10 protein-coding genes are annotated in these 12,737 nt (G+C 57.3%); 5 read left to right on the plus strand and 5 right to left on the minus strand.

Annotated features, from left to right (window positions below; all coding sequences use genetic code 11):
- The first annotated feature begins 114 nt into the window (after positions 1 to 114).
- A complete protein-coding gene (gene amaB, locus QRN55_RS05465) occupies positions 115 to 1,650 on the plus strand; it encodes an L-piperidine-6-carboxylate dehydrogenase (RefSeq protein ID WP_284775513.1) in 1,536 nt (511 codons plus the stop codon).
- A 46-nt stretch (positions 1,651 to 1,696) separates the two neighbouring features.
- Here amaB and putA read toward each other — a convergent pair whose 3' ends face one another.
- Positions 1,697 to 5,371 carry a trifunctional transcriptional regulator/proline dehydrogenase/L-glutamate gamma-semialdehyde dehydrogenase gene (gene putA / locus QRN55_RS05470; protein ID WP_284775515.1) on the minus strand — a complete coding sequence of 1,225 codons (3,675 nt, stop codon included), beginning with the start codon at positions 5,369 to 5,371 and terminating at the stop codon, positions 1,697 to 1,699.
- 159 nt (positions 5,372 to 5,530) lie between these two features.
- Between putA and QRN55_RS05475 the strand changes: the two genes are divergently transcribed.
- Positions 5,531 to 6,001 (plus strand): Lrp/AsnC family transcriptional regulator, encoded by a 471-nt coding sequence (locus tag QRN55_RS05475; RefSeq protein WP_111837439.1) that lies wholly within the window; start codon positions 5,531 to 5,533, stop codon positions 5,999 to 6,001.
- 57 nt (positions 6,002 to 6,058) lie between these two features.
- Here the strand turns inward: QRN55_RS05475 and QRN55_RS05480 are convergent, their stop codons facing one another.
- On the minus strand, positions 6,059 to 6,616 hold the full coding sequence (locus QRN55_RS05480) for a sigma-70 family RNA polymerase sigma factor (RefSeq protein ID WP_111837440.1): 558 nt from the start codon (positions 6,614 to 6,616) through the stop codon (positions 6,059 to 6,061).
- The gene (locus QRN55_RS05485; protein ID WP_111837441.1) at positions 6,616 to 6,816 is read right to left on the minus strand and encodes a NepR family anti-sigma factor; all 201 of its coding nucleotides are present in this window, start codon (positions 6,814 to 6,816) and stop codon (positions 6,616 to 6,618) included. The genes QRN55_RS05480 and QRN55_RS05485 overlap by 1 nt, the downstream gene beginning before the upstream one ends.
- A 139-nt stretch (positions 6,817 to 6,955) precedes the next feature.
- Between QRN55_RS05485 and QRN55_RS05490 the strand changes: the two genes are divergently transcribed.
- Positions 6,956 to 7,750 (plus strand): response regulator, encoded by a 795-nt coding sequence (locus QRN55_RS05490; protein ID WP_111837442.1) that lies wholly within the window; start codon positions 6,956 to 6,958, stop codon positions 7,748 to 7,750.
- 112 nt (positions 7,751 to 7,862) lie between these two features.
- Complete coding sequence (locus QRN55_RS05495; protein ID WP_111837443.1) at positions 7,863 to 8,855, plus strand: sensor histidine kinase; 993 nt, start codon at positions 7,863 to 7,865, stop codon at positions 8,853 to 8,855.
- Between the two features lie 244 nt (positions 8,856 to 9,099).
- Here QRN55_RS05495 and QRN55_RS05500 read toward each other — a convergent pair whose 3' ends face one another.
- A complete protein-coding gene (locus tag QRN55_RS05500; RefSeq protein WP_284775522.1) occupies positions 9,100 to 10,803 on the minus strand; it encodes a sensor histidine kinase in 1,704 nt (567 codons plus the stop codon).
- A 248-nt stretch (positions 10,804 to 11,051) separates the two neighbouring features.
- On the opposite strand from QRN55_RS05500, the gene QRN55_RS05505 reads away from it, so the two are divergent.
- A complete protein-coding gene (locus tag QRN55_RS05505; RefSeq protein WP_284775524.1) occupies positions 11,052 to 11,609 on the plus strand; it encodes a PRC-barrel domain-containing protein in 558 nt (185 codons plus the stop codon).
- A 96-nt stretch (positions 11,610 to 11,705) separates the two neighbouring features.
- Here QRN55_RS05505 and QRN55_RS05510 read toward each other — a convergent pair whose 3' ends face one another.
- Positions 11,706 to 12,656 carry an AraC family transcriptional regulator gene (locus QRN55_RS05510; RefSeq protein WP_284775526.1) on the minus strand — a complete coding sequence of 317 codons (951 nt, stop codon included), beginning with the start codon at positions 12,654 to 12,656 and terminating at the stop codon, positions 11,706 to 11,708.
- Positions 12,657 to 12,737: the final 81 nt, after the last annotated feature.

A 12,737-nucleotide genomic window follows, 5' to 3' on the forward strand; every position in this document is an offset into this window, starting at 1 on the left:
GCATCAACCTACGTGCTTTCCTCATTGGAAAAGGCCTCTAGAAGCCGTATATGATCGTGAAAGAGAATGAAACGGCTATTTTACCAGCCTTTCAGAAACCACGGAGCCATTGCCATGACCACAGCAGCAACCACAGTCGATGTCGTGAAGGAAGCCGCAGCGCTTCTGGCGAAGATGGGCGTTTCGCAAAAGCTTTATCAAGGCGGCGACATGGCGTCTTTCAGCCCTGTCAGCGGTGAGAAGGTTGCCGATTTGCAGACCGTTTCGGCTGGCGATGTCGCTGCGGTGGTCGAGAAGGCCCATGACGCCTTCAAGGTCTGGCGTCTCGTTCCCGCGCCGAAGCGTGGCGAACTCGTGCGCCTGCTGGGTGAAGAGTTGCGCGCCTCGAAAGATGACCTTGGTCGCCTCGTGTCGTTGGAAGCCGGTAAGATCACCTCGGAAGGTCTCGGCGAAGTGCAGGAAATGATCGACATCTGCGATTTCGCAGTCGGTCTGTCGCGCCAGCTTTACGGTCTGACGATTGCCACAGAACGTCCGGGCCACCGCATGATGGAAACCTGGCATCCCCTGGGTGTCGTCGGCGTCATCTCCGCCTTCAACTTTCCCGTTGCCGTTTGGGCGTGGAATGCTGCCCTTGCCATCGTGTGCGGCAACTCGGTCGTCTGGAAGCCATCGGAAAAGACACCGCTGACGGCACTTGCGGTGCAGGGCATTTTTGAGCGTGCCATTACCCGCTTTGCAGATGCGCCTGAGAGCCTGAGCCAGGTCATCATCGGTGACCGTACCGTGGGTGAAGCGCTGGTCGATCATCCCAAGGTGCCGCTCGTTTCCGCCACCGGCTCGACCCGCATGGGTCGTGATGTTGGTCCGCGCCTGGCCAAGCGTTTTGCTCGCTCCATTCTGGAACTCGGCGGCAACAATGCCGGTATCGTCTGCCCGTCTGCCGATCTCGACATGGCCCTGCGCGCCATCGCCTTCGGTGCCATGGGCACTGCCGGTCAGCGTTGCACCACGCTTCGCCGCCTCTTCGTGCATGACAGCGTCTATGACCAGCTCGTTCCGCGCCTGAAGAAGGCCTATGCCTCCGTTTCGATCGGCAATCCGCTTGAGACTTCGGCACTCGTTGGCCCGCTGGTCGATAAGGCGGCTTTCGATGGCATGCAGAAGGCATTGGAAGAGGCCAAGGCTCACGGTGGCGTCGTCGCCGGTGGCGAGCGCGTTGCCGAAGCTGGCAAGGACACGGCCTATTATGTGAAGCCAGCATTGGTCGAAATGCCGAAGCAGGCAGGTCCTGTCCTAGAAGAAACCTTTGCACCCATTCTCTATGTGATGAAATATAGCGATTTCGATCAGGCCGTCGCAGACCATAATGCCGTCGCCGCTGGCCTTTCATCCTCTATCTTCACCGGCGACCTTCAGGAGGCCGAGCGCTTCCTCGCGGCTGATGGTTCCGATTGCGGTATCGCCAATGTCAACATCGGCACATCGGGTGCGGAAATTGGTGGTGCGTTCGGTGGTGAGAAGGAAACCGGCGGCGGTCGTGAATCCGGCTCTGACGCTTGGAAGGCCTATATGCGCCGCGCCACCAATACGGTGAATTATTCCAAGGCGCTGCCGCTTGCGCAGGGCGTGACCTTCGATATCGAATAATCAGAGAAAAGATCGGCTGGCGAGGATGTCTCGCCAGCCGATGGTTTTAGCCGATGGACATCAGGCTGGCATTGCCGCCCGCTGCCGTGGTGTTGACGCTGACGGATACTTCTTCCAACAGCCAGTTGAGATTATAGGGCTGTTTGGCCTCCGCGAAGGCTTCGTTCGAAGCCGCCTGAACCAGAACGAGCGGTCCCGATAGACCGGCCACGAGCGCATTCACCTCCCGCACACGCTCCGCATCACCTTCCACCAGTGCGCCCGCATAGGGCCCCGATGCCGCCCAATCGTCTGACCATGCAATGCGCGTAGCGATTGCGGATGGCAGACCGCTCATCTGATCTTCCAAGCCGGATGCCCTGTCGATCACCACGCTATTTCCGGTGGAAAGTGCTGCGGCAAGCTGGGTCAACAACCCCTTGATGGTCTGCGGCACGAGAAGAACAGTGCCACGCGGATGAAGCGCATAGAGGTTGCGTTCGCCGACCGGTCCGGGCAGTTCCGTTTCATAACCGAGGTTCGAAAGTCTCGCCGATATGCGCGCGATTTCTGCGGCGCCAGTCTCGCCCTTGCCCTCAAGCCATGCGGCAAGCGGCTCTATGGCGGGATCGTGTTGCGCAACGCCGTGATCGCCCAGCGGCGCTTTTCTCGTCAAACGACCGAGATACAGCGGACCGCCTGCCTTGGGTCCGGTGCCCGAAAGGCCGCGGCCGCCGAATGGCTGAACGCCGACGACTGCGCCGATGATGTTGCGGTTGACGTACAGATTGCCCGCCTTCACGCGCGACAGTACATGGGCAATCGTCGTATCGAGACGGGTGTGCAGACCGAATGTCAGGCCGTAACCCGTGGCGTTGATGTCATCGATCAGCCTGTCGAGCTTTTCGCGCTTGAAGCGGATGACGTGCAGCACGGGTCCGAAGACCTCATGCTTGAGGTCGGACAGTGATTTCAGCTCGATGATCGTCGGTGGAACGAAGGTACCCTTACCGGTTTCGCCAGTCAGCTTGATCTGCTCGATCCGGTTGCCGAGTGCACGCATGGCTTCGATGTGCTTTTCGATGTTGTCCTTGGCTTCCTGCGTAATGACGGGGCCGACATCCACGGACAGGCGGTCTGTCCTGCCGATACGCAGTTCATGCAGCGCGCCTTTCAGCATCGTCAGGGTTCTCTCAGCCACGTCATCCTGAAGGCAGAGAACGCGTAGCGCCGAGCAGCGCTGACCGGCGCTATCGAAGGCCGAAGCGATAACGTCCGCCACCACCTGTTCGGCAAGGGCCGAGGAATCGACGATCATGGCGTTCTGTCCACCCGTTTCCGCAATCAGCGGAATGGGCTGGCCGTTGCCAAGAACTCTCTTGCTCAACTGCTTCTGGATCAGGCGCGCAACCTCGGTGGAGCCTGTAAACATCACACCGGCTGTTTCCTCGGCGCCCACCAGCAGCGCGCCTGTGTTGCCATCACCGGGAAGAAGCTGCAGTGCATCTGCGGGCACGCCTGCCTCGTGCAACAGACGCACGCCTTCAGCGGCAATCAGTGGCGTTTCCTCGGCGGGCTTTGCCAGAACCGGGTTGCCCGCCACCAGTGCGGCGGCGACCTGTCCAATGAAGATCGCCAGCGGAAAATTCCATGGGCTGATGCAGACGACGGGGCCGAGCGCCTGCTGGTCGGGCCCGAACATCCTGCGTGCCTCCTGCGCGTAATAGCGCAGAAAATCGATGGCTTCGCGCACCTCGGCAATGGCGTTCGGCGCAGATTTTCCCGCCTCGCGCATGATGAGACCCAGCAGTACGGGCAATTTCGCCTGCATCAGATCGGCCGCTTTTTCCAGGTAGGCTGCACGTTGCTCTATGTTGGTCTGCGGCCATGTCGATTGCGCTGCAGCCTTCAGCGCAGCCGTCACGTCCTCTTCATGCGGTTCGATGACGAAACCGACCAGATCATTGTGATCACCGGGATTGACGACGGCGCGGGTGGAGCCGCTGGCATGTGGTGGTGCTGCTTTCCAGTCCATCTGTGCACTTGCGGACAGAGCTTCGCTCAATGCGGCAAGTGTGTCTTCATTGGCAAGGTCGAGTCCGCTGGAATTGCGGCGTTCGCCATAGAGATCGGCAGGCTTTGCGATTTTCTCATGCTGTGCGCCGACGACTTGCATGGCAGAAACGACGGCAACAGGGTCTTCCAGCAGGCTGTCGATCGCCACATCGGGGTCTGCGATGCGGTTGACGAAGGAGGAATTCGCACCGTTTTCCAGCAGGCGACGCACGAGATAGGCCAGCAATGTTTCATGCGTCCCGACTGGCGCGTAAAAGCGGCAGGGTCGGTCAAGCTTTCGTCTGCCCACGACTTCGCTGTAGAGCGGCTCGCCCATGCCATGCAGGCACTGGAATTCGTAATCACCGATTTTGAAGTCAGGCCCCGCCAGATGATAGATCGTGGCGAGGGACTGTGCATTGTGGGTCGCAAATTGCGGGAAGATCACGTCGCGGGCACCCAGAAGTTTTCGCGCACAGGCAATGTAGGACACATCCGTGTGGACCTTGCGGGTGAAAACGGGAAAGTCTTCCAAACCATCCTGCTGCGCCCGCTTGATTTCGGCATCCCAATAGGCGCCCTTAACCAGACGCACCATGATGCGGCGGTTGGAGCGGCGGGCGAGATCGATGATGTAATCTAGAACGAAGGGGCAGCGGCGGCTATAGGCCTGCACCACGAAGCCAAGGCCCTGCCATGTGCCGAGATCTGGGTCCAGCGCAACGGCTTCCAGAAGGTCGAGCGACAGTTCCAGCCGGTCGGCTTCCTCGGCATCGATGTTAAGACCGATGTCGTAGCCTTTTGCCAGCATCATCAGCGCCTTCACGCGCGGCAGAAGCTCGCCCATGACACGCTCGGCCTGCCCGCGGACATAGCGGGGATGGAGCGCAGACAGCTTGATGGAAATACCAGGGCCGCCATAGACGCCACGACCAGCCGATGCCTTGCCGATGGCATGGATCGCCTGTTCGTAGTCACGGTAATAACGCTCTGCATCCTTAGCCGTGGTCGCAGCTTCACCCAACATGTCGTAGGAATACTGAAACCCCTGCGCCTCGAGCGCTTTCGAGCGATTAATGGCCTCGCCAATGGTCTGGCCGGTTACAAACTGCTCGCCCATCATGCGCATGGCCATATCGACGCCCCGGCGGATGACGGGTTCGCCTGCGCGCGAAATCAGCTTCGTCAGTGCAGCAGACAAGCCTTTGTCGTTGACGGTAGAAGTCAGCTTCCCGGTGATGACGAGACCCCAGGTCGCAGCGTTGACGAACAAAGAACGACCGCCGCCCAGATGTGATCTCCAGTCGCCGGTTGCGATCTTGTCACGGATCAGCGCATCGCGGGTGGCCGCATCGGGGATGCGCAGCAGCGCTTCGGCAAGGCACATCAGCGCCACGCCTTCCTGGCTGGAGAGCGAATATTCCTGCACCAGTCCTTCGACACCGGTCCCCTTGGCTTTCGAGCGCAGTGCGGAGACCAGCTTGCGGGCCGTTGCGCGGATCGTCGTCGCCTGTTCAGGTGTGACGGTTGCATCGGGCAACAATGCACCAATGCATTCCGGTTCGGACCGGCGGTAAGCCGCAGTAATGGCTTTGCGCAACGGCGGTTGCGGACTCACTGGCGGCGCAAAATCGCCGAAAATGATCTGCGCGCTGTCGTTTTCGGTTACTGCTGCAAGTCCCGTCATCGGTCCGTTTCCCTTGAACATATCTGGACGCTCGACATTGCTGGCGACCGCTCTTCCACCAAAGCCAGAATATCATTGTCGAAGAAATTGATATGGACTTATTTCGAGGATATATCAGTCTGAATGAACTTATATTGGCAGATAAAAGCGGATTATCGAATGGTAAAACTTCTTGAAACAGGCGATCTGGATCACTTCGATTTGAAGATATTGGAGGTGTTGAGCGAGGATGGGCGCATGTCCATGGCGCAGCTTTCCAGCCAGGTCGGCCTTTCCAAGACGCCATGTCAGACGCGCCTGAAACGGCTGGTGGAGGAGGGCTATATTCTCGGCTTCCGCGCAACGCTCAACCCCGCCAAGCTGGGGCTGGAGCATATCGCTTTCACCGAAGTCAAATTATCTGATACGCGGGAAAAGGCACTGGAGGATTTCAACACGGCTGTGCGCAAGATCAGGGAAGTGGAGGAGTGCCACATGATCGCCGGTGCGTTCGACTATCTCTTGAAGGTCCGCACCACCGATATTCGCAAATACCGGCGGGTGCTGGGCGAGAAAATTTCCAGCCTGCCGTGTGTTGCCAACACCTCGACATTCGTGGTGATGCAATCGGTCAAGGATGTCGGCATATGAAAAACGGCGCGACTTTGAAAGTCGCGCCGTTTTTCAGTTTTTACAGATCGTCTGGTCTTAGCGAACGGCAGCAGCAGCTGTCATTTGCGCATCTGGACCAAACTCGTTTTCGTTCTCGATGCCCAACAACTCCTGAAGGCGAAGGCGGGCGCGGCTGACGCGGCTCTTGATCGTGCCGACAGGGCATCCGCAAATCTCTGCGGCTTCCTCATAGGCAAAACCGGATGCGCCGATCAGCAGGATCGCTTCGCGCTGATCTTCCGGCAACTTTGCCAGTGCTTGCCTGAAGTCCTGCAGGTCGACAGAACCATGCTGTTCTGGAGGCACGGAAAGGCGCGATGTGTAAGCGCCGTCTGTATCCTGAACCTCACGACCCGATTTTCTGATCTGGCTGTAAAACTCGTTGCGAAGGATCGTCACGAGCCAGGCACGCATATTGGTGCCGGGTTGGTAGCTTTCCTGCTTCGCCCATGCCTTCATGATCGTATCCTGCACGAGGTCGTCGGCGCGGTCACGGGATCTGATCAGAGAGATGGCGAAGGCGCGTAGATTTGGCAAAGCGGCCAGCATCTCGCGCTTGAAATTGTGCTCGTTCTTGCTCGGTTCTGTGACCATTATCGCCTCGAAGCCTTTGCGTTATTTTCAGCTTCGTCGAGCTTTTCAAGAAGATCGAGGAATTTGTCGGGGATGCCCTCGTCTTGAACTGCGTCGTATAGTTCTCGTAATTTGCGAGAGATGACCGCTCTGCCTGAGTCGGGAACTGTCGGTGACGTTCCCTTTTCAGACGGATCCTGATCCGATTGAAACATGTTCATGATTTCCGGTATTCCTTTGGTGACCTCGACATCAATGCATGGCTGAAAAAATTGTTCCGTTCTGTTGGAACTTTTTTTTGAATGCCACGTTTTTTCGATTAGGTTTGCGTTGCAAGCCGCATGTACAGGGGAGAATTCCATGTCAGTTTCTACACGCATCGCAGCGCATCTGCCTTATCTCCGCAGGTTTGCGCGTGCTGTCTGCGGTTCACAATCTACAGGTGACGCCTATGTTGCCGCAAGCCTTGAAGCGCTTATCGCCGATGTCAGCATTTTTCCGCAGACCAGCAGTGACCGCGTCTCGCTGTACCAATTGTTCGTTTCGATCTTTAGTTCCGTCACGATCAACATCAAGACGGATGAAAACCTCACCGGCTGGGAAAAGCGCGCATCCGCTAATCTTTCCGCCGTCCCGGCTGTTCCGCGTCAGGCATTCCTTCTGACCACGGTCGAAGAATTCTCCCTCGCTGAAGTCGCCGAAATCCTGCGCGTTCCTGAATCTCAGGTCAGCAAGCTGATTGATGAAGCGGCATCCGAAATCGCCCGCCAGGTTGCGACCGATATCATGATCATCGAGGACGAGCCTCTGATCGCGATGGATATCGAGCAGATGGTGACCGATCTCGGCCACAACGTCACCGGTATTGCGCGCACCCACAAGGAAGCACTGGAACTATTCCACCGCACACAGCCTAAGATGATCCTCGCGGATATCCAGCTTGCCGATGGCAGTTCCGGTCTGGAAGCGATGAAGGAAATCCTTCAGATGACCACCCTTCCGGTCATTTTCATCACGGCATTCCCGGAGCGTCTGTTGACCGGTGAACGTCCTGAGCCAACCTTCCTCGTGACCAAGCCATTCAACCCGGACATGGTCAAGGCGCTTATCAGCCAGGCGCTGTTCTTCAATGAAAGTTCACGTGTCGCTGCATAAACAACACTGAACTTTGAGAGACTTTGGAACTCGGGTTGGTAGCCGGCGTTGAGGTCTGCATGTTGTTCCGGACATCGCGACCTTAACCGCCGTTCCCCGTTAGGAGACCATATTGCATCGGCTGGCGTGGCATAATGCTGGGAGAGACGAGGGCGACCTGCACGATTCACTCGTGCTCGCCCTTCTCGACTCTGACGAGACGGTCATGCTCCAAGACCGTGACAAGGAATATATCTTCATCGCGAATCTGCCCGACGTGTGGAGCCTCCCTGGTGAAACAGGCGAGGACCCAACCGATCTTTCGATGTTTGGCCCTGACCTTTCGGCAAGACTGTCCGACCTGAAGAAAGACCTGACATCCGCAGGCAGTCGTGGAATGCTTGAAGTCAGTGCAGGCAAGGACCGGACCTTCCAGTTCCACGTCTATTCCACCGTCAACATGTCCGGGCAACGCGTTCTCAAGACGACCATCAGAGAAATCTCCGTCGAAAGACGCCGTGAGCAACTGTTGCGCTCACTGCTGCGCGAAGTCAGCCACCGCTCGAAAAATCTTCTCGCCATCATTCAAAGCCTGTCGGCCCAGACGGCCCGCTTTAGCTTCACCAAGGAAGATTTTCTGCGGAAGTTTCGCGGCAGGCTACACGCGCTTGCCCAGTCGCAGGATCTGATCACGGATTCGGACTGGCGTGGTGCTGAAATCTTCGATCTGTTGAAGCAGCAGGCCGATATGTACCTACCGGAATACCCGCACCTGATACAGATGAAGGGGGACAACCTACTCCTTAATCCGAACGGCGCGCTTTATGTGGGGCTCGCCTTTCATGAACTGGTGGTAAACACGGTCAGTCATGGCGGAAACCTCTCTCGCCATCTGCCGCTGACGCTCGATTGTCGCAAGGACGGAGAGTTCTTCGAGGTTCGCTGGACGGAACCGCTCGGTGGCAGTGGCGCATCGCTGTCTTCAGCCGAGGACAAGCGCAGCCACTTCGGTAGCGTCGTTCTGGAGAAGGTCGTGCCAGCAGCACTGGGCGGCGAGGCCACCTACTCGGTATCTTCAGACAACATCGATTATTTCCTGAGATTTCCGGCGCCCCTTCCAACCTGATCCCTCATTCCCGATCTTAGCGATATCGCACCAACCCGCAGTCACGCGGGTGAGGGCGATGCGGTCTGGAATTTTTTCGGATGATGAGCATCAAACAAAAAAGCACGGCTCCGTAGAGCCGTGCTGTTTATGGCAGGTTTTCAGGGGCAAAACCTGCATGCGCCAAGCCTCAGGCGGGGACGGGGAGTGGCTTGGCTTGCCATAAAAACGCGGCTCCACGCTGTTGGTTCCAACAATTTGAAAATTAATCCAGTGCGGGCGCATTTTTTTGAGAAATGAAATTATGAGCCGGTGCAACCAATGTCCAACGAAAGCCTGTCTGCGCATAGTCCGTTGTAATCGTTGCTGAAAAGGCGCCCTCGGCGTGACGTTTGGTGATCGTTGTACCAAAGCCATTTCGGGTGGGAGGGGTAGCAGGCGGCCCGCCTACCTCGTTCCAGTCGATCGTCATCAGGTCTTGATCGGCGTCGGCATCACGTTTCCACGACAATTCAACCTTGGCTGAGGGAACGGAGAGCGCTCCGTATTTGATCGAGTTGGTGGCGAGTTCATGGACGATGAGCCCGAGATTTTGCGCTGCCTCCGGCGACAGCATAAAATCGTCGCCGGTCAATTTGACCTGATCGGCGACGCTGCCGAACACGTCGAGATGTGTCTCGATCAGCTTGCGCATCGGCAGTCCTTGCCACTGCACATCTGACAGCGCGCTGATCGACATGCCCAGACCGCGAAGCCGGTGGTCCACTTCCTTCTGGAACTCCTCGACGGTGGTGTTTTCGCGCGCCAGCTGGCGCATCATGGCCTGAACCAGCGTCAGCATGTTCTTGGTACGGTGAACGAGTTCATGCAAAATCAGATGCGTGCGGTCTTCGGCTTGGCTGCGGTCGAAGGATGCGTTGGACAGCGCGATCGCCACTTGGTTGGCCTCGGTGATCTTGGTGTCGATGGGAGCGACGATTTCGCCTTCGCCGATCCGCCGCGCCATATCCACCAACTGCCGGATCGAACCACGAAGCTGCCTGCCGACCAGATAGGCACCGGCGATCGCAATGATGAGAAGGGCGAAACTGCCGATCATCATCTTGCGCCAGGTGCTGGCCAGAGCCGACTGGCTGTTGTCGGCCGGGCCCCAGATCACGGCCTTCCATGACCAGCCGGGCAGTTGCGAATAGGCATATATAATGCCGTTTTCATCCTCGAAGCTGCCGCTGAACGCCTGCATCTGCTGCGTTGCCGCGGTGTGAGCAAAGGGTGTCCCGGCTGCAATGGTCTGGGGCGTGCTGGACGCAACCACATTGCGGTCGCCGTCCAGAATGGCAATTGCCCAGTCCGATGGCAGGCCATCCGTTGAGATCAGCCCCATCAGATCGCGCGCGTTCTGGGTCATGATCAAGGCATCGCCCGCAGCCGATAGCGCAGGCGGCAGGGGACGCATGACGTTGAACACCCATTCCTTACTAGTGTTGCCGTAAAAGATGTTGGAGACCGTGACCCTTCCAGCAGCCAGTGCCTCCGGCAACCGAATTTGGGGTGGCACGGCGCCGAGCGGGTGGTCTAAGGACACGCGGCTGTTGAGACGCTGTTTTCCGTCCGACGTCGCGATGATGACATAGAGGCCCTGCTTTTGAAGGCTCTCACTCACACGGTTGTGAAAAGCCGCGAGGTCACCATTTTCGAGTTCCGGGAACTGGGACAGCAGATTGAGAGAGGTCGCCATCTCTTGCAAACGACGATCGACATTGCGGCTGATGGCGCGTGCATCTTCGACCGCTTCCCGTTGCAGGTCGCCGCGCTCGTCCGCTTCCAGTTTCAACATCAGATAACCGACGAAAATAATCAACGGAAGTGTAATAACCGTTGTCATTACAACGAGATACACTCTTATCGGCGCGATTGGAAAAAATCCCGCCAGCCGCTGTCTCAATCTGAAAATGATATTGTTCTGCATTGTTTCGCGCGTTTTTGACGGCGTTCAAATCACCGTGGCTGACAGCAGAATGGCCCAAGGCATCATGCGGCGCAATCCCAGAATGTGCCTGAATATCCATCAATTTTAGCTGTTGAAACAGCACTTACATGCCTAAAAAAATGGCGGAACCATTTCCAGCCCCCCGCCGTTTGCAAATCAACAGGCTCACACAGAAACGGTTCAGCCGTCCCGAGCAGGTTAATTTGACATAACAAGGAAGGTACGAAATGAACAAGACACTCACCACGATCGTCACAGCCGCTCTCTTGGGTTCCACAACGTTCGCACCCATTGCTATGGCACAAGGTACAACGCAGCCCGCACCGGCAGCACCCGGCGCAGCCGCCCCGGCTACGCCAGCAACACCGGGTGCGGCAACGACCACGACGACACCGGCTGCTGGTGGTGCATATCTCACCGAACAGGGCAGCACCCAGATCAGCGCCAACGATTATATTGGCAGCGCCGTCTACACATCGACCGATGAAAGCATCGGCAGCGTGACCAACCTTATTCTTGAGGAAAATGGCGGCATAGTCGCTGCTGTGGTCGGTGTCGGCGGCTTCCTCGGCATCGGTGCCAAGGATGTGGCTGTTCCCATGGACAAGCTTACCGTGACCCGTGACACGCAGAGCGGCACGATCCGTCTCACAACCACCGAGACTGCAGATAGCCTGAAGGCTGCGCCAGAATTCGTCACGATGAAGGACAAGGCAAGCGGCAGCACGGCAACGCCTGCTGCACCGGCTGCCGATGGCACAACGACCACGGCACCAAAGCCATAATCTCTTCCTGGGAGAGAGGCGCTACAGGCATGATGCCTTAGCGGAAACACCGGTCCATTTGGACCGGTGTTTTTTTATGGCTGGAAATACTGGGCGTTACGCACCATCCAACCCATCAGGCAACGGTGACGAAAAGTGTGCACGGGACAGCGGATAGACGATCTTGCCGTCTTCTTCACCGCGTGGAAAGGCACCTTCGCGGTGGCGCCTCTCGGCTTCCTTGTATCCCGCCGGGCTTATCCCGATGTAACGCTTGAACATTCGCGAGAAGTAATAGGCATCGCTATAACCCGATTGCTCAGCGGCATGCTTGACGTGGCATCCACTGGCCAGCAGCCCCATTGCCCGTTCCATGCGTTTGAATTCCTGAAATTTGACGGGCGTCCAGCCTATCTGGCGCTTGAACTCGCGTTTGAAATAATCGGGGTTATAGGGTGCTGCGGCAATGACCTGCTCTGCCACCGTCGGGCTGACAGGGTCGACCGCGATCTGGTTGGCGGCCACCATGATCGCCAGAGACAGCGCATCTGGATTGCTGACATTGCCGACCGATTGCTCTCGCCATTCCACGAATGCCTCATTGGCAAACTCCATCAAAAGAACCATCAGAAGATGGTGCTGCATCAGCGTGGTGGACGATGGCGGTGCAAGGTCGTGATAACGCTGCACCATGGGCTGTAGAGTATCCCAATGGGGCAGGGTCACGCTTTTTCGCAGACATATCTGGGAAATGAAGTCCAGCCGACCGAACAGATCGAGGGTGAAATGCTGGGCGATCCCGGTGTAGAGTTCTGCCGAGGTGGAACGCCCGACGAAGCGCGTGTTGGCGGGAATCAGCATCGCCGTCCCAGGCTCCATCGTGATGGTTTCGCCGCCAATCTCATAGGCCGCACTTCCCGTCAGGCAGATCAGAAAATCATGGACGCTGTTGGTCTTGTCGATGCTCCACGTCGGCGCGTGCAGCATTTTGATCGTTGAACGCGTCAGCGTCAGTGCAAGCGCGTTGACCGGTATCTCGGCAAAAACGTTACCTTCAATTTTGTCCATCTCTTTTCCCGAAAATGTCGATTTCCATCATGCCACTGAAGAAGTCATATTATCTCTTGAGCCTGAAAAAGAATAGGCTGG

This window comes from Agrobacterium sp. lyk4-40-TYG-31 (assembly GCF_030209855.1).
Taxonomy (GTDB): Bacteria; Pseudomonadota; Alphaproteobacteria; order Rhizobiales; family Rhizobiaceae; genus Agrobacterium; species Agrobacterium vaccinii.

Bases quoted from the DNA above. Each gene is read 5' to 3' on its own strand.
- amaB (WP_284775513.1), top strand. From the start codon at position 115: ATGACCACAGCAGCAACCACAGTCGATGTCGTGAAGGAAGCCGCAGCG.
- putA (WP_284775515.1), bottom strand. From the start codon at position 5,371: ATGACGGGACTTGCAGCAGTAACCGAAAACGACAGCGCGCAGATCATT.
- QRN55_RS05475 (WP_111837439.1), top strand. From the start codon at position 5,531: ATGGTAAAACTTCTTGAAACAGGCGATCTGGATCACTTCGATTTGAAG.
- QRN55_RS05480 (WP_111837440.1), bottom strand. From the start codon at position 6,616: ATGGTCACAGAACCGAGCAAGAACGAGCACAATTTCAAGCGCGAGATG.
- QRN55_RS05485 (WP_111837441.1), bottom strand. From the start codon at position 6,816: ATGAACATGTTTCAATCGGATCAGGATCCGTCTGAAAAGGGAACGTCA.
- QRN55_RS05490 (WP_111837442.1), top strand. From the start codon at position 6,956: ATGTCAGTTTCTACACGCATCGCAGCGCATCTGCCTTATCTCCGCAGG.
- QRN55_RS05500 (WP_284775522.1), bottom strand. From the start codon at position 10,803: ATGCAGAACAATATCATTTTCAGATTGAGACAGCGGCTGGCGGGATTT.
- QRN55_RS05505 (WP_284775524.1), top strand. From the start codon at position 11,052: ATGAACAAGACACTCACCACGATCGTCACAGCCGCTCTCTTGGGTTCC.
- QRN55_RS05510 (WP_284775526.1), bottom strand. From the start codon at position 12,656: ATGGACAAAATTGAAGGTAACGTTTTTGCCGAGATACCGGTCAACGCG.